The organism is Calothrix anomala FACHB-343 (assembly GCF_014696435.1).
Classification (GTDB): Bacteria; Cyanobacteriota; Cyanobacteriia; order Cyanobacteriales; family Nostocaceae; genus Aulosira; species Aulosira anomala_A.
The window spans coordinates 1-24109 of sequence record NZ_JACJQG010000109.1; the positions used below are offsets into that span (position 1 = coordinate 1).

Sequence of the window (24109 nt, forward strand, 5' to 3'; positions counted from 1 at the left end):
TGAACCACATCTATCGTAGGGAACACCGACAATCTTTTGGTACATACAATAATTTTACTGATGCCGTGCCCCTACAGCGTGGTCTATTTACAGGAAGATGCTGTAACTTACCAAGCCCGCAACTCGTAGGGGCGGGGTTACCCCGCCCCTACAATTTGGGATAATTTATTCTTTGGAAGTCCCTAATGACTAATGACTAATGACAGCCCTTACTAGCTATCTTTAATTGCACTGCTCTATTTATTCAAATCTCACGCATTGGAAACCAGTTTGCTGCTTGATGACTTGTTTATAGCCTGCCGATGTAGTTTTTAACCGTGCGAAATCCGATTCTTTAATGCCTTTGACATATATACAAGATTTATCTGCCCAAAGTTCATAACCAGCTTCACTGTGTCCTTGAAAAGTTCTTTGTAAAGTGGTGCTAGCCTTAGCTATTACTGGCGTAGGGTGTTGAGAGAAAACATCGCTCATCGCAATTGTCCCGCCAATCAAACCAAACACAACTGCACTTAATATTCTTACAAGATTTGTATTATCTACATACTTATCACTGTGCAGCGCAAAATATTTATGCCAATTGATTCCAGCTATATGTATTGATTTAATGGGGGCTTTAATTGTTTCTAACACAGGAATAATTCTGGCACATATTTTGGGATTAGGTGATTTTATGTTTAATAAAAGAGTCACCTTATATTCTATTTTTGCTTCTACCTTTATCAAAATTGCCTGTTCGATTAAACAAGCGATCGCCTGAATATCTCCATTGCGCGCAGATTCAAGTATATTGTTATGCATAATCTAATAAAAATGTGTAATACAGGTTACTAATAATTTGACTTTGTTGACCTACAAGCAATTATTTTGGCAACTTTGCATTGCCTATTCAGCCGCAAATAATGCTAGATAAATTCCACCAGCATCGTTAAATTAAGCTCATAATTAGCTTTCATCCCCTTAACTAGGGATTGGTATTTATACTTGGGCTACAGTCAGCTAATTCTGTGGGTCAATTGTAGTGGATAAACTCGTTAATTGTCCAGGCGATCGCTAACAGAATTACTTACGGCAATTTTTGTAGTATAATGCATACTACAAATTTAATTAATCAGGATATTTGTGCTATTTATGGACGAAGTAGGTAGCAATGTTTCAACATGGGAATACCTCAGTTATGAGAAAATCCCGGAAAATTTCCATAAATGGGGTTTAACAGAATCAGATTACCGCTTGTTTAACAAAACAGATTGGGTGGTAACAGAAAAAATTCATGGTGCTAACTTTGGTATCAGCACTGATGGTAGAGAGGTACGCTTTGCGAAAAGGAAGGAATTTTTACAGCCAGAAGAAGATTTTTTTGATTATCAATCTTTAAAAGCCAAATTATCGTACCAAGTTAAAGAGATTTTCCGGCTTTTGCAATCGGAAATGACTTTGCAAACAATCTATATTTACGGAGAATTATTTGGAGGTGAATATCCCCATCCTGATGTACCTGCTGTTAGTCATGTTCAGGCTGTGCAAACTGGTGTTTATTATTCACCGAGAATCGAATACTGTGCTTTTGATATTGTTGTACTGAAGGATAATAATCAACAACAAAAAGATTATTTAGATTATGACATAGCACTCAAGCTATTTCAGCAAGTGGGGATGATGGCAGCAACACCATTATTCAGCGGTAAATATAATGATGCTTTGGCATATAATATTGAGTTTGAATCTACAATTCCAGGAATTTTAGGTTTACCAAAGTTACCCTTTATAAATAAAGCTGAAGGAGTTGTGATTAAACCACTTCATTCTATATATATAGATAAGGGTAAAGATAAAATCCGTCCGATGATTAAGCAGAAGATTCCAGAGTTCGCAGAAGATAGCCGATTTCATCAAGCACAAAAATGGACTGTGAAACAACAGCCAATAATTCCTCAGCTAACTTTAGAAGCAGAATTGAGTCAAGAAATGTTGGCTTTGGTTACGCCTAATCGGTTAAATAATGTTATTTCTAAATGGGGGAGAGTTTCTAAAAATGATAAAAATCAGCGTCAGCAATTGATAGAATTATTAACTAGCGATGTATTAGAAAGTTTCCAAGAAGAGTATGCAAGTATTTTCACTGCTATAGAAGATACTGAACAAAAAAAGATGCTTGAACAATTACATCAAGCATCTCAAAATTTAGTCGATATAGCTGTTGACTGTTGACTGTTGACTGTTGACTGTTGACTGTTGACTGAATTAAAAGCCTTTTATGGTCAGGGTTTTATCTTAGCTTGATGTCCTAATCTATCTGACTACAGCTATAATTATCAGGGCTGAAGTCCTGACTACGAATTGAATAGAATTAATCAGGTTTCCAAGTACCGTGAAAACCTGGGGGAATAACGCTAGGTAATCCGAGTTTGCAAACGGGTGTGTCGTCTAAGCGATCGCAATCAAATACCCAAACTTCGCTACTATGAGAGTTACTATCATAGACAACAGTTATCAGCCAACTTTGGGCTGGGTTTTGTCTATCTTGAACGTGGATAGGTTCGCTACAATAGCGGTTTTCGCCTAAATCTGCTGCGGTAAAAGTTTCTGTGTGATGATCGAAACGCGCGATCGCATTTAATATTTCTCGGCTAATATCTGATTCTGGACGAAATGTACACATATAAGTGTAACGTGAAGCTTGTCCCACATTTTGCTGCGGTACACCAGGAAATTCACAATGTTTATCTACGAGTTCTTGAATTGCTGTTACTTTCCCTGTATCAGGGCGTAAATGAACTCGTGTCAGTCTAGCTTCAGCAAGAGTATGCGTCTCTCCCGTCGCTACCTCTTTTAAATATTGGTTAGTTTGAAAATCTTCATAGCGGGCGATATCAACTATTACTGTACCGCTAGCATCAACATAACCGTTAGCAAAATGCCATTGAAACCAAGGTTCGGTGAATCCGCGACTGACTAAAGATAAGTCTTCACGATTGAATACTAAAATCTGAGTTCCTACCTCCGGACACCATTTTAGCGAATCACCGTATGTACTAGTACCAAACAGGATAGGCCAGATATTATTTACCTTTACAGCTGGGACAAAAAATATTAAATACTCTCCCGCTAACACAAAGTCATGAATTAAAGGTAACCCTTCTAAAGAAAACTTGGCTTTTTGGCGAATTTTTCCGGTAAAATCGCTTTTATAAAGGTTGAGGGTAGCATTTAATCCCGGACTCAGACCAAAGTTAAAAATTTCTTTGGTTTTATGATCAACTTTCGGATGAGCAGAATAACCCAAACCTAAATGTAAAGCACCTAAATCGTCTATTCCCCGAGTTTCTAAGCTTTCTAAGTCAAGGGCATAAGGGCGATCGCCTTCCCATAATGCTAACAGTTTATCAGGTAATGCCAGCACTGAGGTATTAGCAACATTCTTAATTGGTCTGCGCCATTGATTCCAAATTGCTCCTGGCGCAGTCATCCCATAGTTACCATACAGCAATTTGCCTGCTGTTGCTTCTTCTTGATAACCAGAGGTTTGCACATAACGATAAACGCCGCTAGCCCCTGCATCGGTAAAATTTATTGCCAGAATTGCTCCATCACCATCAAACCAATGTCCGACATGAATACCGCCTCTTTCTAGCCTTGCTGGCCCATTGCGGTAAAGCGTACCCCGTAAACATTTAGGTATATTACCAAACAATAGTTTTAAGTTTGTACGTGAAAATTCTACCCCGGGTTGAGCGATCGCTTGACCCCAAGTTTTTTCTATTGACTTTTGATTAAGTATATGCATATGAAATTGACTCTATTAATCCAATTTGTACCTTTAGTAAAAATTTAAAAGCTAATTAATTTCATTAGCGCCTCTAGCTAGAGAAATAAATTATTCACTCAGACAACTCCTCAGATTTTCTTCATAATTGCCACATATTATTACTATATAGCTGTAAATAAATTTATTTATCAAAATCTTACAAGACAAGCCATCTCAGCCTGAATTTCCTTTAAAAAATAAGCAGTATAAATCCTGTTAACCAGCAATATGACATCAATTAAAATAGGACTGCTATGTATCGTTTAAATATTATCCTGCTTCATCTGTAAATTTAAAGAAAAACACATAATTATTAGACGGGTTTTCACAAAATCATAATATGCAAGCTCTCAAATATTATCCAGAGTTTCTGCTTCAAATCCTGCAACATATACCTGAACCATTATTTGTCAAAGACCGTCAACATAACTGGGTATTTCTCAATGAAGCCTATTGTCATATTCTTGGCTTTAAAGCAGCAGAATTAATTGGTAAATCAGAGTATGATATTTTTTCAAAAAATCAAGCAGATAGATTGCATAAACAAGATGAATTAGTATTTAATACTGGCGTTGCTAATCAAACAGAAGAATCTTGGACTAATTTAGATGGTGTCAAGTCTTGCTTTTTAATTAAAAGGTCTTGTTTTGAAGATGAATTCGGTAATCAGTTTTTAATTGTTATTCTGCGCGATATTACACAAGAAAAATCACGGGAAGCCAAACTTTTATCTGGACAACAAATATTTTCCCAAGTAATCAATAATATTCCTCTAGCGACTTATTGGAAAGATGTTAATTCCGTTTATTTAGGTGGTAATCAAAAATTTGCGGAAATTATAGGTGTAGATGAAATAAATAAAATTGTTGGTAAAACTGACTATGATTTAATGAAAAATCAAAACCAGCCTGATTGGTTTTGGGAATCAGATTTACAAGTACTAACAACTCAAAAAGCAGAATATGATGTTGTCAAACCATACATTCAAGCAGATAGTCAACAACTGTGGTTAGAAACTAATAAAATTCTCTTAAGAGATAACCAAAAAAATTTATTGGGAATTTTGGTAACTTGTCAAGACGTTACTACTCGCAAACAAGCAGAATTAGCCCTAGCAGAAAAAGTATCCTTAGCTGCGTTTCACGTAGAAATTAATACTGCTATTATTCAAAGCTCTACATTACAAGCTAGTCTAAAGCATTGTACAGATGCTGTAGTTAAACATTTAAATGCTGCTTTTGCTCGTATTTGGACATTAAACCCCCAAGAAAATGTACTAGAACTACAAGCTAGTTCGGGAATGTATACCCACATTGACGGGCCCCATAGGCGTGTTCCTGTAGGGATGTTCAAAATAGGATTAATCGCCCAAGAACGTAAACCTCATTTAACTAATTCCGTTCTCGAAGATCCGCTTGTGGGAGATAAAGAATGGGCTAAACGTGAAGGTATGGTTGCTTTCGCCGGATATCCTTTAATGTTAGATGGAAATTTGGTGGGAGTAATTGCAATGTTTGCTCGTCATCCCCTCACAGAATTAACCTTAGATGCATTGCAATTAGCATCTAATGAAATTGCTTTAGGTATCAAACGCTTACAAGCTGAACAAGCTTTGCAGGAGAGTGAAAGTAAGTACCGTCACTTAGTTGAAACCTGCCAAGATATGATTTGGTCATTAGATAACCAAGGATATTTTATCTTTGTTAATCAGGCTGTAAAAAATATCTGTGGTTATGAACCAGAAGAAATAATTGGGCGTCACTGTAGCGAGTTTGAGCCATCAAATCAACTACAAAAAAGCTTAAATATTCTGCCGCAACAACTCACAACTGAGTCAGTTTATCATTATGAAGCTGTTTTTTTAGCTAAAGATGGTAGAAACTTGAATTTGTTGTGTAATGCCTGCTTATTACAAGATGACACTGGCAAAATTTTAGGAATTACGGGTACAGCTACTAATATTACTCAACTCAAGCAAGCAGAAACAGCACTGTTACGTAGTAATGCTATATTGCAAGCACAACAAGAAGCTTCTATTGATGGAATTCTGATTATTGATGAAAATCGCTTAGTAGCATCATATAATCAAAATTTTACTGAATTATGGCAAATTCCCGCATCAATAATCGCAACTAATGACGATCGCCAACTTCTCGGATGGGTATTAGACAAATTAGAGAATCCGCAAGAATTTTTGGCTAAAGTTGAGTATTTGTACGAACATCCCCAAGAAGAAAGTCGTGATGAAATTTTACTCAAATCTGGACAGACATTTGACCGTTATTCAGCACCAGTGCGATCGCCCTTAGGTGACTTTTACGGCAGAATTTGGTATTTTCGCGACATCACAGCCCGAAAACAGGCTGAAGCCGCCCTGCGGAATTCGGAAGCCCAATTAAGACAACAAACACAAAAACTCAAAGCCACATTAAAGGAACTGCAACACACTCAAACTCAGTTAATTCAAAGCGAAAAAATGTCAAGTTTGGGACAATTAGTCGCAGGTGTAGCCCATGAAATTAACAACCCTGTGAATTTTATTTATGCCAATCTCAACTATGCAAATTCATATACCCAAGATTTATTTCAATTACTAAAATTATACCAAAAATACTATCCCCAACCTGTGCCAGAAATAGAGGATTTTACAGAAATAATCGAACTAGATTTTCTCAAGTCAGACTTCCCAAATATACTCAGATCTATGCAATCTGGGGCAATTCGCATAAGAGAAATTGTCCTATCTCTGAGAACTTTTTCGCGATTGGACGAATCGGAAATTAAAGATGTTAATATTCACGAAGGAATTGATAGCGCTCTGATGATTTTACAGAGCCGACTCAAAGGCGATCCTCAACATCCCAAAATAGAAGTTATCAAAGAATATGGTAATTTACCTCTAGTTGAATGTTACTCTGGACAGCTAAACCAAGTATCGATTAATATTTTGGCAAATGCGATTGATGCCTTGGAAGATTCACATCTAAATAGCCAATGCTCAGAAGAAAAATTCTTACACAGAGAAAAACCGCAGATTCATATATATACTGAACTCATAAAATCAAATCAAGTAAAAATACGGATTGCTGATAACGGCCCGGGAATACCAGAAAATATTAAACAGCGAATTTTCGATCCCTTTTTTACCACCAAGCCAGTTGGTAAAGGTACAGGTATGGGACTTGCTATTAGCTACCAAATTATCACTAAACAACATGGTGGTACTTTAGAATGCATTTCCTCACCTGGAAAAGGTACGGAATTTGTGATTACAATTCCTTTAACACAAAAATAGATTTTAAGTATAAAATAAAACCAATTTCCGAGAATTGCTAACTGGGTGCAATCAATGTCTACTGCTACGCTTCCAGCCTATAGTTTGGGGCGAAAAATTTATCATCATACCTACAGATTGGGTAAAGCGATCGCTTTAATTATCATGCTGTGGGGATGTACAGCACCTGGGTTTAACGCTTCCAATGTAGTGTGGAAGACTTACACAAATAACCGCTATCGCTTTGAGTTTCCCTATCCTAGTAACTGGAATGCCTTACCACCTCCAGATAACGGTGATGGCATAGCCTTTGTTTCACCGCAGAAAAACTCAGTAATAATTCGGTCTTGGGCTGGTAATCGGCTACCAGAAGCAGTCAGTCCAGAGGCAAAGGTGACAGTCAATCCCAACTTTAAAACCGCTCAAGGCATACCTGGAGTCATGGTAGTGGAAGTAGGTCAGCAGGGAAGTTCCATGACTCTCACCATTACTCAAGGTCAAGTTAAATACTATTGGCAAGGACGTAGCGACAGCCAAGATTTTACTGATTATTACCGTTTATTTTACTACATAGCCCAGCAATATAAAGTGCTGTAGTAATTATGGGGCATTGGGCATTGGGCATTTGTTAGAGACGCGATGAACCCTTGTCTGTACAATTGTCATTTGTCCCCCTTGTCTTCCTTGTCCCCCTTGTCCCCCTTCTCCCCTATTCCCTAATGACGATTTTCTGCCTTTAGGTGGTTGAGTGGTGACACAAACCTGATAGATTTAGCTTACAGCGAGTGAAAACAGGTAAAAATGAAAGTCCTGGTTATTGGTGGCGATGGCTATTGTGGATGGGCAACTGCTCTTTACCTTTCAAATAAAGGTTATGAAGTTGGAATATTAGATAGTTTAGTGCGGCGGCACTGGGATAACGAGCTAGGTGTCGAAACTCTCACTCCGATCGCGCCAATTCAGCAACGTATTCAGCGCTGGTACGATTTAACTGGTAAATCCATAGACCTCTTTGTTGGTGATATCACTAATTACGAGTTCCTCAAGAAAGCGTTGCATAAATTCCAACCTGGTGCGATCGTGCATTTTGGGGAACAGCGCTCGGCTCCATTTTCCATGATTGACCGAGAACATGCAGTTCTGACTCAAGTGAACAATGTAGTCGGAACGCTGAATTTGCTGTATGCAATGCGCGAAGATTTCCCAGACTGTCATTTAGTCAAGCTGGGAACAATGGGCGAATATGGTACGCCGAATATCGATATTGAGGAAGGCTACATCACCATTGAACACAACGGGCGCAAAGATACATTACCTTATCCGAAACAACCAGGGTCAATGTATCACCTCAGCAAAGTCCATGACAGTCATAATATCCATTTTGCTTGTCGGATATGGGGATTGCGGGCTACAGACTTAAATCAAGGTGTAGTTTATGGCGTTTTAACCGAAGAAACCGGAATGGATGAATTGTTGATCAATCGCCTCGATTATGATGGGGTGTTTGGTACAGCACTTAACCGCTTCTGTATTCAAGCGGCTATCGGTCATCCTTTAACTGTTTACGGTAAAGGCGGACAAACGCGAGGATTTTTAGATATTCGGGATACGGTGCGCTGTATTGAAATTGCGATCGCTAATCCTGCCCAACCTGGCGAATTCCGCGTCTTTAACCAATTTACCGAGCAATTCAGCGTTGGTGACTTGGCGATTATGGTGAAAAAAGCCGGGAACGCAATGGGATTAAATGTGGAAATCAATAACCTCGATAATCCCAGAGTTGAAAAAGAAGAACATTATTTCAACGCTAAAAACACCAAACTCCTCGATTTAGGCTTACAACCTCACTATCTCTCTGATTCTCTACTTGATTCACTGTTAAACTTTGCCATCAAGTATCAAAAACGAGTCGATAATCAGCAAATTCTGCCGAAAGTCTCTTGGCATAGAAGATAAAGCAAATCTGTGTGTAAATCAAGTTAGTCGCTGTCCGCAAACTGGTCGTCACATTCTCACCCAATAAGACGATTAGTCCATTTTTGTATATCAAGTATATTGTCTAGTAATTGCTGACTTCGCCGCCAAACATAGCTATTTTGGCGGCGAATTTAGTTGCGATCGCCTGAGTTAGATCAAGCCAAATTTTTTGTGGCTGATGTATAGTTCCGGATAGGGTATAAAAACTGCGCAATAAGTATTATTAGTCATCTAGAGGAGACGTGGTAATTTTGAATCAATCTCATTCTCAACAGCACATTTCATATTTATTTCGGAAATTTTTATAAGTGATAATACTTTATTAAACAAGATAAAATTATTACTTATAAGATTTCAGCATTACACAAATCCTCACCTAATCAAGGAGCAAGATTGAATTTTGCATCAGTAAGTTGATAATTGCATCAAACCATCTTAAGAGCCTAAAAACCCAACCAATGACCAATGACAATTGATTAAGCTACGCGAGACAGTTTACCCTGTGATTGAGCAACAAATGCAAAACAAGCTGGGATTATCTGCCTGGACTGAATAGTTTTTTATGAAAATAGCCCTATTCACCGAAACCTTTTTGCCCAAGGTGGACGGTATTGTAACGCGCTTGCGTCACACCGTTGACCATCTACAACGTCATGGAAATCAAGTCTTAGTGATTGCCCCAGAAGGCGGAATCACCGAACATAAAGGAGCTAAAGTTTACGGCGTTAGTGGCTTTCCCTTGCCATTATATCCAGAGTTAAAAATGGCGCTACCGCGACCAGCCATAGGGCACGCCTTAGAAGAGTTTCAACCAGATATTATTCATGTCGTTAATCCGGCGGTTTTGGGATTAGCTGGAATATTTTATAGCAAAGTCCTGAACATTCCTTTAGTCGCGTCTTACCATACTCATTTACCCCAATATCTCCAGCATTACGGCTTGGGAATGTTAGAGGGTTTACTGTGGGAATTACTCAAAGGCGCACACAATCAAGCTGAGTTAAATCTCTGTACTTCCACAGCGATGGTAGAAGAATTAAGCGCACATGGAATTGAACGGGTAGATTTGTGGCAAAGAGGCGTAGATACAGAATTATTCCATCCCGATTTAGCTAGTGATGAAATGCGATCGCGTCTTTCACAAAATCATCCCGAAAGCCCACTATTATTATATGTCGGTCGCTTATCTGCCGAAAAAGAAATTGAGCGTATCAAACCAATTCTTGAAGCAATTCCCCAAGCGCGGTTAGCATTAGTAGGAGATGGCCCCCATCGCCCAGCCCTAGAAAAACACTTTGCAGGTACTAATACAAACTTTGTTGGTTATCTCATGGGAAGAGAGTTAGGTTCAGCCTTTGCTAGTGCTGATGCTTTCATCTTTCCATCCCGCACAGAGACATTAGGATTAGTCTTACTAGAAGCCATGGCCGCAGGTTGTCCTGTAGTTGCCGCCCGTTCAGGTGGAATTCCTGATATTGTTACAGACGGGGTTAATGGCTATCTATTTGAGCCAACAGCAGATATTCAAGGTGCAATTACCGCTACTGTTCGCCTATTACAGGAGAAACAAGAACGTGATTCAATCCGTCAAAATGCTCGTCAAGAAGCTGAAAGGTGGGGATGGGCAAACGCCACACGCCAGCTACAAGATTACTATCAAAAAATAATTTTTTCGCAAAAGTTGACAAAAGTAGTCTAAATAGCCATTATTAGCTGGGCATGGGGCATTGGGCATTGGGCATTGGGCAATTCAATTTTGGATTTTGGATTTGCGATTTTGGATTGGGTTTGAATCTAAAATCTAAAATCTAAAATTCCTTGTCCCCTAGCCCCTAGTCCCTAATCCCTAGCCCCTAACCCCTAGCCCCTAGCCCCTGTTCCCTCATACCTCGTCTGTGAATCTCCATGACACTCCCTAATCCTGGTAGCGTCTTGGCTACATTAACTGAACTTACTCAAGTTAATCGTACCCACGCCTTGCTGCGTCGTGTTAAAGATCTTTCTGTTAATGAATTTGTTTGTTTATTAGATTTTATTACTGCTGAATTCCAGCAATTTCTCAGAGCTATTGAATTAATTAATAATGAAGCTCTAGAAACAATGCTGGAGAAAGTTTTAGAAGCAATTACACTGAAAATTGGTCAAATTCTCCAAGCAGAACATACAGCCATTTTTTTAGTTGATTATGACAAAAACCAGCTTTGGTCAAAGGTTCCCCAAGATAATAGTCAAAAATTTTTAGAAATACGCACGCCAATTTCTGTTGGTATTCCCGGTCATGTTGCTAGTACTGGTAAGTGTTTAAATATTTCGGAAACTGCTACTCATCCCTTATTTAGCCCAGAATTAGAAAAGCAAATGGGCTACAAAATTAGCAACCTGTTATGTATGCCGGTTGTGAGTAGTAAAAACCAAATTGTCGCTGTGGTACAACTGGCGAATAAAGCCGGGGAGATTCCGTTTAACCATGATGATGAAGAAAGATTTCGCGATTTTGCAGCAGCAATTGGGATTATTTTAGAAAGTTGCCAAACTTTCTATGTTGCAGCACGCAATCAACGGGGAGCTACAGCACTTTTAAGGGCGACTCAAACTTTAGGGCAAAGTTTAGATTTAGAAGCAACTTTGCAAATAGTTATGGAGCAAGCCCGAATTTTAATGCAAGCAGACCGCAGCACCCTATTTTTATATCGTAAAGAAATGGGGGAATTATGGACAAAGGTAGCAGCAGCATCTGATGGGACAAATTTTATCGAAATCAGAATGCCTTGTAATCGGGGAATTGTGGGCTATGTGGCGGCAACTGGACAAGCTGTCAATATTCCCGATGCTTATCGCGATCCCCGCTTCGATCCCACTACAGATAGAAAAACAGGTTATGTAACGCGCAATATTTTATGTTTACCTGTATTTAATTCTGCTAATGAATTAATCGGTGTTACTCAATTAATTAATAAACAACAAGGTAGTTTTACTGCTTCTGATGAAGAATTTATGCGAGCTTTTAATATCCAAGCGGGGATTGCTTTGGAAAATGCTCGCCTGTTTGAAAATGTATTATTAGAAAAACAATATCAAAAAGATATTTTACAAAGTTTATCGGATGCGGTCATATCTACAGATATGGTTGGTCGAATTGTCACTATTAATGATGCAGCTTTAGAATTACTTGGTTGTCCCATTGGCGATAATCCCCACAAAAATCAAAAACATTTGTGGGAACAAAATTTACTAGGACGCTTTGTTTGGGAAGTTGTCCCCATTGAGAATTTACAAATGCGCCTGGAAGATAGTTTAAAAACAGGGGCTAAACATTATGTACCCGAACAAAATTTGACTGTGGGGTTGTACCATGTCCCTATTTCTGAAAACCAAGTTAAGGGTGAAACAGAAGGAGAAAGAAATCAGCAAATACCCAATTCTAGTAACGCTAATCCTGTAGGAGAACCGCTTTACATTCCTGGTTCCCTAATTTTGGCATTGTGCGATCGCCAAAATCAAGATGTTTTTATTCCCTGGAATTTACCCCTGACTCCTCAATCTAAGTTTTTGCGTGGGAGTGAGGTGCAAAAAGTTGAACGCAGCACCAATCTGACGGTGAATCCTTTAACAAATCCTGAAGGTGGGGTTCGCGGTGGGTTGGTGGTGTTGGAAGACATCAGCCAGGAAAAACGCATGAAAACTACCATGTACCGTTACCTCACACCCCATGTAGCTGAACAGGTAATGGCTTTGGGGGAAGATTCTTTAATGGTAGGGGAAAGAAAAGAAGTAACAATTTTATTTTCGGATATCCGGGGATATACTAGCCTAACAGAAAATCTCGGTGCGGCGGAGGTTGTCTCATTACTCAATCAGTATTTTGAAACAATGGTAGAGGCTGTTTTCAACCATGAAGGCACCTTAGATAAATTTATTGGCGATGCTTTAATGGCGGTATTTGGCGCACCTTTACCCCTAACAGAAAATCATGCTTGGCGAGCCGTACAAGCTGCATTAGATATGCGCCACCGATTAGCAGAATTTAACCAACGGCGGATTGTTCAAGCACAACCACAAATCCATATCGGTATCGGTATTAGTTCTGGCGAAGTAGTTTCTGGTAACATCGGTTCTCACAAACGGATGGATTACACTGTGATTGGCGATGGTGTCAATTTAAGCTCTCGCTTGGAAGGTGTAACAAAAGAATATGGTTGTGATATTGTTTTAAGCGAATTTACTTATAATTTGTGCAGCGATCGCATTTGGACGCGACAATTAGATAAAATTCGGGTGAAAGGCAAGCATCAAGCTGTAAATATCTATGAGTTAATTAGCGATCGCACTAATCCCCTTGATGATGCCACCCAAGAGTTTTTATTCTATTATCAGTCTGGGAGAATGGCTTATTTAGCGCGTAATTTCCACCGCGCCATTGACTGCTTTGAAAACGCCAAGCACATTCGACCCCAAGACCAAGCTGTTGCAATTCATCTAGAACGCGCCCATAATTATAAACAAACACCACCCCCTGATTCTTGGGATGGTGTCTGGACAATGGCGAGTAAGTAATTGGTCATTTGTCATTTGTCATTTGTCATTGGTCATTGGTCATTGGTTAAGAAATACTAGACTGTTGACTGTTGACTATTGACTGTTGACTGTTGACTGTTGACTGTTGACAACTTTATCCTTCTGGTTCATCCTGGTTACCCTGGTCATCCTGAAAAGGACTTTCACCAATTTTTAGTTGTTTCTTAGTCCGTTTTAACTGTTTCCAAAGCTCTTTAATTTGTTTGTAAGCTTCCTCAGGCGGTAATTTACCTCCTGTTTCTAAGTTACAGATATAACTTATGCGCTGGGCAAATTCTTGTAGATTTGCATTGAAAACCAAGTTTTCTGGCTTCACATGACCGTAGTAACGGCCACGCGGATAGAGAAAATCATCTTTAGTCACTGTTTTTTTCTCCACTGCTTCAACTCCCCCCTGTGTTTATATCTGAAGCTGAATCATTAGCCGTTCTACATCTCCGTTTTGTCCAGTCGGGAGTAATTGAAAAATTAAACCCCTCTTGTGTAAACCTTTTGGGTGAATTTGTCAATTCTAATTCTGACCAGAGATCGTCAAAGCTAAAAATCATTAAAATAGCAAGATTTACCAAGAAGGTTTTTGATTACCTTGGCAACAGTTAGATTGATCGATCCAGCTAGTTACCAATTCATTTCATCTTAGTGCATGATTGGGCGAAATCACGAACCTGATTAACTAAGCTAAAAGCCGGACTGATAATGTATTAATATATACTATATTAGCTAATATAATCTCTTTTTCTTGCATATAAAAGTTTGATTACATTGTTAAAAAATACACTTTTATAAAAAGTTTAGCATGTGTCCGGGAATCCGGTTTCAGAGTTGAAAAAAGAACTTACTCTACTACTAAGCTATTCTGCTTTTCAGTTGCACAATTCATTGTGAGGTCTGTTGACTGTTGACTGTTGACTGTTAACAGCCTTGATTAGTAGTTATGCAATTTAGATGGGCGTTAACCGATCCTCGTGGTGTACTTAAGGAGAAACCCTAAGACTCTGCGGGTGGAGTTACCCGGGATTTGGACTTATCCTCACCCAATGCTGTTGTTACGATCATAATCCGAGAACTGTTGCCGATTACCTACCTATTGGCGTAAATTCACAAATCAAACAGGAGTGCTGTCTATTTGTTATATGGCAGGCTAATTGATAAGTAATAGCTAATTACTAATAACTAAAGATAAAATGGTTTAGCTTTAAGCAAGAAGATCTGCCCATCACCTGTAAATTTACTGCTCACCATGTCTGTTCATTCCAAGTTATACGAAGGCAAAGCAAAAATTCTCTATACAACGGACGATCCTGAAGTCTTGTTGGCTGATTTTAAAGACGATGCCACTGCCTTTAATGCCCAAAAACGGGGCAGTATCCAAGGAAAAGGAAACATTAACTGTATTATATCGAGTAAGCTGTTTGAGCAGCTAGAAGCACAAGGTATAAAAACTCATTTTATTGATAGCCCTGCCCCAAATCAAATGCGGGTGAAGGCAGTGAAGATTGTACCTATAGAAGTAGTTGTGCGCAATATTGCTGCGGGTAGTCTCTGTGCGCAAACTGGTCTAGCATTGGGCACAATACTCAAACAGCCATTGGTAGAGTTTTATTATAAAAACGATCAATTGGGAGATCCACTACTAACGCGCGATCGCCTCTTCCTCATGGAACTAGCTACTTTGGAACAAGTTGAGACAATTACTCATCTAGCATTGCAAATCAATGAGTTCCTGCGCAGCTTTTGGCAGGGTTGTGGCATTACCCTAGTAGACTTCAAACTAGAGTTTGGCTTAGATTCCCAAAATCAAGTTATCTTAGCCGATGAAATCAGCCCTGATACTTGCCGTTTGTGGGACAGCGCCGAAGCAGATACTAACCGTCGCGTCATGGACAAAGACCGCTTTCGTAAAGATTTGGGAAATATCGAAAATGCCTACCAGGAGGTTTTACAAAGAGTTTTACAAGCAGTAGAAAGTCAAAATTAAATAACCCCGGTAAAAAGAATATTTTTGTTTTTTACCTTATTACATAAGAGCATAATTGCTTTTTGATGGTGTGTGGACGAGAAGAGGAATTAAAATAACATGCGTTTATCTCCCGTACTAGTGGCAGCTGTAGCAATTACAGCCCCTTTAGGTACTCCGCTCAGTGCAAATGCACAAACCGCTAACAGTGTTCAACAGACAACAGAGTCGTTAATCCCCACGACAAATCAGCAGCCAGAAACGGAAGTTACTCAACAAAAAGATCATCCTGAGGCATCGTCACAGGTTTCGGCGGTAGAAGGTGTGATGTTACCTAATATTGTTGCCGCCAAACCCAATTCAGCAACACAAAATGGCGCATCAGAATTTATCGTTCCCACGACAACATCAACCATTCCCCAAACTAGACCAACTCTGCCCACAGTTCCTAGTGCGGGAGTTAGACTACTCAAGGGTTTAAAGCCACAAACCATTGCTACTGCCTTCCCAAAAGTAAATCCAGAGAAGGTAAAATCTGTAACTATCCCCCTACCACCCATAGCTAAAAATACGGGGGTCAAGGGATTAGAGGGGCTGCAACCACAGGCGATCGCACTATTACCCAAGTCCTCAGCAGCGACAGCAACGCCACAAGTTACAATTCCCGGTAACCAGCCAAAAATTGCCCAAAATTCGCCCCAAGTACCATTTCCCAATAATCCGCCAACAGGTACGCCACAACCTGCACCTGCTCCCGTACCTTCTCCAGTACCGAATAATACTCCTGCACCGAGTAATACTACTCCCCCAGTATCTCCTAACAATCAAGAACCGACTAGCGAATCAACTGAACCCAGAGTATTAGTAGCAGAAGTAGCAGTGAGACCCCAAACTGGGCAATTAACACCAGAATTGGAAAATCAAGTTTACTCAGTCATTCGTACTCAACCTGGAAGAACTACCACCCGTTCCCAACTGCAAGAAGATATTAATGCCATCTTTGGTACAGGCTTCTTCTCCAATGTTCAGGCAGTGCCAGAAGATACACCGTTGGGTGTAAGAGTAAGTTTTGTTGTCCAACCAAACCCAGTCCTGACAAAAGTAGAAATCCAAGCGAATCCAGGGACAAATGTTGCTTCCGTACTTCCACAAAATACCGCAGACGAAGTTTTCCGCGAGCAGTATGGACGGATTCTTAATTTACGGGACTTGCAGGAAGGTATCAAGCAACTAACCAAGCGTTATCAAGACCAAGGTTACGTACTAGCGAATATCATCGGCGCACCCCAAGTCTCTGAAAATGGAGTGGTGACTTTACAAGTCGCAGAAGGGGTAGTAGAAGATATTAAAGTCCGGTTCCGCAATAAAGAAGGGCAGGAAGTAGACGAGCAAGGACAACCAATCCGGGGTCGGACACAGGACTATATTATTACCAGAGAACTGGAGTTAAAGCCAGGACAGGTATTTAACCGCAATACCGTACAAAAAGACCTACAACGGGTATTTGGTCTAGGAATATTTGAAGATGTTAACGTCTCCCTTGACCCTGGTAGCGACCCCAGCAAGGTAGATGTGGTAGTGAATGTAGCAGAACGCAACAGTGGTTCCATTGCGGCTGGTGCGGGTATCAGTTCTGCTAGTGGATTATTCGGTACTATTAGCTATCAACAGCAAAACCTCAATGGTAGAAACCAAAGACTAGGCGCAGAATTACAAGTAGGCGAACGGGAATTATTATTTGACTTGCGCTTTACAGATCCTTGGATAGGTGGCGATCCCTACCGCACTTCCTACACGGCGAATATTTTCCGCCGCCGTTCAATTTCCTTGATTTTTGACGGCAAAGATAACAATATTGAGACTTTTAACCCTGGTGATACCGAAGGCGATCGCCCCCGTGTTGTTCGTTTAGGTGGCGGTTTAACCTTTACCCGGCCGCTTTCGGCGAATCCTTACGCCAATTCCGAATGGACTGCTTCGGCTGGCTTCCAATATCAGCGAGTTTCCACCAAAGATGCAGATGGTAACAGCAGAACCCAAGGTACTGTTTACCAGAATGGACTACCGACAGAATTAATTCCCCTGACTCAATCTGGTTCCGGCGATGACGATTTATTCTTATTGCAGTTAGGTGCGCAACGCGATCGCCGCAACAACCCCTTACAACCAACTAGCGGTTCCTATCTCCGCTTTGGGGTAGATCAGTCAGTACCCATAGGACAAGGTAATATCTTCCTTACCCGCTTACGGGGAAGTTATAGCCAATATGTTCCCGTCAAGTTCATTAGCATTGGGAAAGGGCCGCAAACTCTCGCCTTTAACTTACAGGGAGGTACCGTTTTAGGCGATTTACCACCCTATGAAGCCTTTACCCTTGGTGGTAGTAACTCCGTACGTGGTTATGAAGATGGTACATTAACCAGTGCCCGCAGTTACGTGCAAGCCTCTGTTGAGTATCGTTTCCCCGTATTTTCCGTAGTTAGTGGAGCATTATTTTTTGACTTTGGCAGCGATTTAGGTACTAGTACCAGAGCCGCCGAACTACTCAACAAAAACGGTACTGGCTACGGCTACGGTCTAGGCGTCCGCGTACAATCACCACTAGGGCCAATCAGAATTGACTATGGTATAAACGACGACGGTGATAGCCGCATTAACTTTGGGATTGGAGAAAGGTTTTAAATTGGTCAGTTGTCAGTTGTCAGTTGTCAAAAATCAATCACTATTGACCATTGACCATTGACCATTGACTCTTAACCCTTGACTCCTGCCCCCTAACCAGGAAAGATAATATTTTCAGGTGCAGTTCGCAGGTTTGATAAATCTGAAGATGAACAATACCAACCGCAAAAAAGTGACTTTTTGCTTATGCAACAACACACAGTAGCAGCATCTATCGCGCAAACCGGAGTAGGGCTGCATAGCGGTGTGAATACCCATGTACGGATACTACCAGCCGAAGTGGGTAGCGGGCGCTACTTTGTGCGCGTGGATTTACCAGATGCGCCAATTATTCCCGCCCAAGTTGCAGCAGTGAGTCAAACAGTCCTCTCTACCCAGTTGGGTAAAGGTGAAGTCAGCGTTCGTACTGTAGAGCATTTATTGGCGGCGCTGGTAGGTATGGGTGTGGATAATGCCCGAATTGAAATCGATGGCGCGGAATTACCCTTGCTAGATGGTTCGGCGCGAATCTGGACAGAAAGTATTGCTGCAGTTGGCTTGCTGTCACAACCCACAAATGACAGTCCATTATCCCCAGTCATTAAAGAGCCAATTTGGATTTATGAGGGCGATACCTTTGTTGCCGCTATCCCCGCACCGGAAACGCGCTTTAGTTATGGGATTGACTTTGACTTACCGGCAATAGGTAATCAATGGCATAGTTGGTTGCTATCTGCTGCTAGCTTTGCAGCAGAAATTGCTCCGGCGCGTACCTTTGGTTTACTGCATCAACTCGAATATTTGCAAAAATCTGGCTTAATTAAGGGTGGTAGCTTAGAAAATGCCCTTGTTTGCGGCCCTGATGGCTGGTTAAATCCACCATTAAGATTTGCAAATGAACCAGTACGTCATAAAATCTTGGATTTAGTAGGAGATTTGAGTTTAGTGGGAAATATTCCTCAAGCTCACTTCTTAGCGTACAAAGCCAGCCATAATTTACATATTCAACTGGCACAAAGAATTTTAGATTTAGGGCGTTAGATTGCTCAATCAATCCAAAATCTCCAATCTAAAATCCCCAATCTAAAATCTAAAATTCCCTCGCTGACTCGATTCCAGATTCACAAACCATAGCACAGCCCATGACAATCCTGACCGAAGCCAATTCTAGCAATGCGATCGCCACTGCTTCTATCGTTGAAGCCGAAAGTACACCAGAGGTAAAAACAACCTTCACTAGCGAAGAAATTCAAAATCTCTTACCTCACCGCTACCCGTTTTTACTGGTAGACAAAATTATTGACTACGTTCCCGGCAAATCAGCAGTCGGCGTGAAAAACGTCACCATCAACGAACCCCACTTTCAAGGTCATTTCCCCGGAAGACCTTTAATGCCGGGAGTGTTAATTGTGGAAGCAATGGCACAAGTAGGCGGTGTAGTTTTAAAACAACTACCAGATTATGATACGGCTGGATTGTTTGTCTTTGCTGGGATCGATAAAGTCCGCTTTCGTCGCCAAGTAGTCCCTGGCGATCAGCTAATCATGACCGTGGAACTGTTGTGGGTTAAACAGCGTCGTTTCGGTAAAATGCAAGGTCGTGCTGAAGTAGATGGTCAGTTAGCTGCTGAAGGCGAATTGATGTTTTCTCTAGTAAACTAAAAGCCTAACTCTTGTGGTAAGGGCACAGCCGTGAATGTGCCTTTACTGAGACCTGAAAAAGGATAACAGTAAAATAAACATGCCACAATAGCAAATTATAATTTCTTAAATTTCTTCGCCCTCACACCTAACTTGCTTTGCCCGACACTTCGGTCACTGAAGACCTAGTTTTTCAGTACCTAAGTACTTCAACGTTCCGCAATGCCAGTCGCCTGAATGGAAATGGCAGTCACGAAAATGGGGTTTACCCCAGCATCGCGCTGCTTATTTAAGCCTATGCAGGCGCAGGCTTTTAAGACAGTTCTGGAGATTCACCCTTGAAGACGCTTATTCACCCAACTGCTGTAATTCATCCTAACTCGGAACTCCACCCATCAGTGCAAGTCGGTGCCTATGCTGTGATTGGAGCGCATGTTAAAGTCGGCCCGGAAACTATAATTGGCGCTCACGTAGTGCTAGAAGGGCCTTGTGAAATTGGGGCAAGAAATCAGATTTTCCCTGGTGCAACTATTGGCATGGAACCCCAGGATCTCAAATATGTAGGAGAGCCTACCTGGGTCAAAATTGGTGACAATAACCAAATTCGTGAATATGTTACCATTAACCGCGCTACTGGTGCGGGAGAAGCAACCATCATTGGTAACGGTAACCTGCTGATGGCTTATGTCCATGTAGCTCATAACTGCGTCATTGAAGATCATGTAATTATCCCCAACTCAGTGGCCCTAGCAGGTCATGTCTACATCGAATCTAAGGCTAGATTAGGTGGAGTTTTGGGAGTTCACCAATTTGTCCGGATTGGCAGACATTCGATGATTGGCGGGATGGCACGTATTGACCGCGATGTACCGCCATATATGCTTGTGGAAGGTAATCCTGCTAGAGTCCGCACCCTGAATTTAGTAGGGTTAAAACGCTCTGGGATGGATGCAAATGAGATCCAAATGCTCAAAAAAGCCTTTCGGATTCTTTATCGCTCTAACTTGACTTTTAAAGAGGCGTTGGAACAGTTAGAACTGTTAGGCGATACCGAACATTTACAAAACCTGCGGCGCTTTCTACTACTCTCTAAAATGCCGGGAAGACGAGGTTTAATTCCTGGTAAGGCTAAAGTCAGCGCTGGTGGTGATGAGTCGTAAGTGGACAGAGAAGTTTGAGTTGCGGACTCAATTCTCAACTCAAACTCAGAAAAACGAACCGCAAAGGCGCGAAGTACACAAAGGAAGAAATTTGAAGAGAGATTTTACATAAAACTCTCATGTCTTCTTCTCTGCGCCTCTGCGCGACGGACACATTGCTCAAGTCGGCAAAGCCGCCCATGCAAGTGTCCTCCTCTGCGTGAGATAAAAACATATTTTTTAATTTCCCCAATCAATGCGGATATTTATCAGCACTGGCGAAGTATCTGGCGATTTGCAAGGTGCTCTCATAATTACAGCGCTCAAGCGTCAAGCTGTGGCTGCTGGCTTAGAATTAGAGATTGTGGCGCTGGGTGGCGAAAAAATGGCCGCAGCTGGCGCAACTATTCTCGGCGATACGAGTCATATCGGCTCAATGGGAATTTTAGAAGCCCTACCTTATTTAGTACCGACTCTTCTAGTCCAAAGAAAAGCGATCGCATTTCTCAAACAACATCCCCCAGATTTGGTGTTGTTAATTGACTATATGAGTCCTAATTTGGGTATTGGCACTTATATGCAGCAAAATTTGCCCGATGTGCCAGTAGTTTATTACATCGCGCCCCAAGAGTGGGTATGGTCGATAAGTTTGCGCAATACTCACCGCATCGTCGGCTTTACCAAGAAACTCTTAGCTATCTTCCCAGAAGAAGCCCGTTATTATCGCTCCTCAGGGGCTGATGTCACCTGGGTGGGGCATCCCCTCATAGACCGGATGCAAAGCGCCCCCAGCCGCCAGGAAGCCCGCGCTAAATTGGGAATTGCTGATGAGGCGATCGCAGTTACTTTGTTACCTGCTTCTCGACAGCAAGAATTAAAATATTTGTTACCGATAATTTTTCAAGCTGCACAAACGATACAAGCTAAATTACCAGAAGTACATTTCTGGATTCCCCTATCTTTAGAGGATTTTAGACAGCCAATTGCAGCAGCTATTGAGCGTTACGGTTTACGAGCTACTGTTTTATCAGGACAACAAAAAGAAGTTTTTGCGGCGGCTGATTTCGCCATTACTAAATCAGGTACGGTTAACTTAGAACTGGCTTTGTTAAATGTGCCGCAAGTAGTTGTCTATCGCTTGAATCCGATTACCGCTTGGATTGCGCGGAAAATTCTCAAAGGTTCCATTCCCTTTGCATCACCAGTAAATTTACTAGTGATGCGGGAAATTGTCCCAGAATTATTACAAGAAGCAGCGACAGCCGAAAATATTACCCAAGCTGCGATGGAATCATTGCTGAATAACCAGAAAAAACAGCAAACTTTCCAAGATTATCAAGAAATGCGCCAGTGTTTAGGAGAAGTAGGAGTATGCGATCGCGCAGCTAGAGAAATTTTGCAGATGCGTAAATCTACTGAAATTTCTACAATTGTCTAGAAATATCTACAGGAATCATTGTCTGAGCTTTCCTGTTCCTGTTAACATTCGTGAATGTCAGAAACACAACATCATCTCGATACAAAACTTGGTTGGTCTTTGGATCGGCGAGATCCGAGATTCATAGAATCAATCATGCCCATACTTGGGTGGTTTTATGACCACTATTTCCGCGTGCAAACTAGTGGTTGGGAGCATGTATCACCCCAAGAAAAAGTTTTATTTGTTGGTTCCCACAATGGGGGACTAGCAGCGCCGGATATGTTGATGATGATGTATGACTGGTTCCGAAGATTTGGTGTAGAGCAACCAGTCTACGGTTTAATGCATCCTGCTGTCTGGGAAGTAATTCCCCAAATAGCAGAATTAGTAGCCAAGATGGGAGCAATCATTGCTCATCCGAAAATGGCTTATGCGGCTTTACGCAGTGGTGCTAGCGTGCTGGTATATCCTGGCGGTGCGGAAGATGTTTTTCGTCCATATAGTTTACGCAACAAAATATACTTTGCTGGACGACAAGGATTTATTAAGCTAGCGCTGCGAGAACAAGTACCAATCGTACCAGTAATATCCTCTGGTGCCCACGATACCCTAATTGTGCTGACGGAGTGTTATAACATTCTGCAGCAACTCCACAAATTAGGGATGCCTTGGTTATTTGGGGTTGATCCTGTAGTATTTCCAATTTACCTTGGTTTACCTTGGGGATTATCTATCGGCCCATTGCCAAACATCCCTTTCCCTGTGACTATTCATACAAGATTATGTCCGCCGATTAAATTTGAACATTACGGTAGAGAAGCAGCGAGCGATCGCAACTATGTAAATACATGTTATGAATTAGTTGTTAACCAAATGCAGCAAGAATTAGATGAATTGGTGAAACAAACTCATCAATCCTAAAATTAATTTAAAAAATTTTAAAATTACATAATCTGCTGTAAATACAATACAAATCCAGGTAACACATCTTCACCAGATAAGGGTTAAAGAACGCTTCTTCTTGATTTCCATGTACGAGGTCGTCGGTAACGTCCAAATCCAAAATTATCTGTCTTGGTGGTTTTGAATAGGATTCCAAAAATATTTCCACCAACAAATTTTCTATTGCTTCTGCCTGATGTTCAATACGATGATACCGACTATCGGCTCTATTTGAAACTGTTTCCGGGCAGTGTTCGATACGATTTAAGGTGCTTTTTCCAGCTAGAGTAACTGCTTCATTCTCTAGACCAATTACTTTTCCCACTGACAGCCCAAACATTAAGTCGTGCCTTAACTGTTCGTGGTCATTTATATCTTCTATCAATTGAAAGTGTTCTAGAAATTACTCTTAAACTAACATTGTTGCATCATGGAGCTTTAAAAGAGCCTCGTTTACCGATGCCACTATATGGATCTGACCGTATGGCTTATTTGCGTTTGCAAGGTATTCGTCCTAGTCGGATGGAAGGCGATCGCCAATTTTGGCTCTAAAATAAAATCAATCTTTTCCTCCATCCCAAATACACAATAAAAAAGCGCCCCCCCAACCGGGAGAGCGCTTTTCAATTCACAGAGAAGCTATTGTTATCTTCAGACAATTAGCCGTTGATAGCAGGAGCAGTTAGAGCAACAGGAGCAACTTCACCAGCAGCCAA

The 24109-nt window shown here is 41.0% G+C and carries 16 protein-coding genes and 1 pseudogene; 13 read left to right on the top strand and 4 right to left on the bottom strand.

What is annotated here, in order from left to right:
- Window positions 1-240: 240 nt before the first annotated feature.
- Window positions 241-801, bottom strand: a complete 561-nt coding sequence (locus H6G08_RS35145) for a hypothetical protein (protein WP_190551671.1) — start codon at window positions 799-801, stop codon at window positions 241-243.
- Window positions 802-1131: 330 nt separating this feature from the next.
- On the opposite strand from H6G08_RS35145, the gene H6G08_RS35150 reads away from it, so the two are divergent.
- Window positions 1132-2211 (top strand): RNA ligase family protein, encoded by a 1080-nt coding sequence (locus H6G08_RS35150; RefSeq protein ID WP_190551673.1) that lies wholly within the window; start codon window positions 1132-1134, stop codon window positions 2209-2211.
- Window positions 2212-2350: 139 nt separating this feature from the next.
- Here the strand turns inward: H6G08_RS35150 and H6G08_RS35155 are convergent, their stop codons facing one another.
- Window positions 2351-3787 carry a carotenoid oxygenase family protein gene (locus H6G08_RS35155; protein ID WP_190551675.1) on the bottom strand — a complete coding sequence of 479 codons (1437 nt, stop codon included), beginning with the start codon at window positions 3785-3787 and terminating at the stop codon, window positions 2351-2353.
- A 361-nt stretch (window positions 3788-4148) separates the two neighbouring features.
- On the opposite strand from H6G08_RS35155, the gene H6G08_RS35160 reads away from it, so the two are divergent.
- The 5 genes from H6G08_RS35160 to H6G08_RS35180 all read left to right on the top strand — a co-directional run bounded on the left by H6G08_RS35160 (window position 4149) and on the right by H6G08_RS35180 (window position 13613).
- Window positions 4149-7103 carry a PAS domain S-box protein gene (locus H6G08_RS35160; protein WP_190551677.1) on the top strand — a complete coding sequence of 985 codons (2955 nt, stop codon included), beginning with the start codon at window positions 4149-4151 and terminating at the stop codon, window positions 7101-7103.
- Window positions 7104-7157: 54 nt separating this feature from the next.
- Window positions 7158-7679, top strand: a complete 522-nt coding sequence (locus H6G08_RS35165; protein ID WP_190551679.1) for a hypothetical protein — start codon at window positions 7158-7160, stop codon at window positions 7677-7679.
- Between the two features lie 204 nt (window positions 7680-7883).
- On the top strand, window positions 7884-9038 hold the full coding sequence (locus tag H6G08_RS35170; RefSeq protein WP_190551681.1) for an NAD-dependent epimerase/dehydratase family protein: 1155 nt from the start codon (window positions 7884-7886) through the stop codon (window positions 9036-9038).
- 583 nt (window positions 9039-9621) lie between these two features.
- Window positions 9622-10758: a glycosyltransferase family 4 protein gene (locus tag H6G08_RS35175; RefSeq protein ID WP_190551683.1), complete on the top strand. Its 1137-nt coding sequence runs from the start codon at window positions 9622-9624 to the stop codon at window positions 10756-10758.
- Between the two features lie 206 nt (window positions 10759-10964).
- Window positions 10965-13613 (top strand): GAF domain-containing protein, encoded by a 2649-nt coding sequence (locus H6G08_RS35180; protein ID WP_190551691.1) that lies wholly within the window; start codon window positions 10965-10967, stop codon window positions 13611-13613.
- Window positions 13614-13728: 115 nt separating this feature from the next.
- On the opposite strand, the gene H6G08_RS35185 is transcribed toward H6G08_RS35180, so the two are convergent.
- Window positions 13729-14013, bottom strand: coding sequence for a DUF7219 family protein (locus tag H6G08_RS35185; RefSeq protein ID WP_190551693.1), 285 nt, complete (start codon window positions 14011-14013; stop codon window positions 13729-13731).
- Between the two features lie 861 nt (window positions 14014-14874).
- On the opposite strand from H6G08_RS35185, the gene purC reads away from it, so the two are divergent.
- The 7 genes from purC (at window position 14875) to H6G08_RS35220 (ending at window position 23372) form a co-directional block, all read left to right on the top strand.
- Entirely contained in the window at window positions 14875-15612 is a 738-nt protein-coding gene (gene purC, locus H6G08_RS35190; protein WP_190551695.1) for a phosphoribosylaminoimidazolesuccinocarboxamide synthase, read from the top strand.
- Between the two features lie 99 nt (window positions 15613-15711).
- Window positions 15712-18273, top strand: coding sequence for a BamA/TamA family outer membrane protein (locus tag H6G08_RS35195; RefSeq protein ID WP_190551697.1), 2562 nt, complete (start codon window positions 15712-15714; stop codon window positions 18271-18273).
- A 186-nt stretch (window positions 18274-18459) separates the two neighbouring features.
- Complete coding sequence (gene lpxC / locus H6G08_RS35200; RefSeq protein WP_190551699.1) at window positions 18460-19293, top strand: UDP-3-O-acyl-N-acetylglucosamine deacetylase; 834 nt, start codon at window positions 18460-18462, stop codon at window positions 19291-19293.
- Window positions 19294-19394: 101 nt separating this feature from the next.
- On the top strand, window positions 19395-19913 hold the full coding sequence (gene fabZ, locus H6G08_RS35205) for a 3-hydroxyacyl-ACP dehydratase FabZ (RefSeq protein ID WP_190551701.1): 519 nt from the start codon (window positions 19395-19397) through the stop codon (window positions 19911-19913).
- Between the two features lie 317 nt (window positions 19914-20230).
- A complete protein-coding gene (lpxA, locus tag H6G08_RS35210; RefSeq protein WP_190551703.1) occupies window positions 20231-21052 on the top strand; it encodes an acyl-ACP--UDP-N-acetylglucosamine O-acyltransferase in 822 nt (273 codons plus the stop codon).
- Between the two features lie 235 nt (window positions 21053-21287).
- A complete protein-coding gene (gene lpxB / locus H6G08_RS35215; RefSeq protein WP_190551705.1) occupies window positions 21288-22469 on the top strand; it encodes a lipid-A-disaccharide synthase in 1182 nt (393 codons plus the stop codon).
- Window positions 22470-22523: 54 nt separating this feature from the next.
- The gene (locus H6G08_RS35220; RefSeq protein ID WP_190551707.1) at window positions 22524-23372 is read left to right on the top strand and encodes a lysophospholipid acyltransferase family protein; all 849 of its coding nucleotides are present in this window, start codon (window positions 22524-22526) and stop codon (window positions 23370-23372) included.
- Between the two features lie 46 nt (window positions 23373-23418).
- On the opposite strand, the pseudogene H6G08_RS35225 reads toward H6G08_RS35220, so the two are convergent.
- A pseudogene (locus H6G08_RS35225) lies at window positions 23419-23772 on the bottom strand (transposase); the annotation flags it as partial.
- Between the last annotated feature and the right edge of the window lie 337 nt (window positions 23773-24109).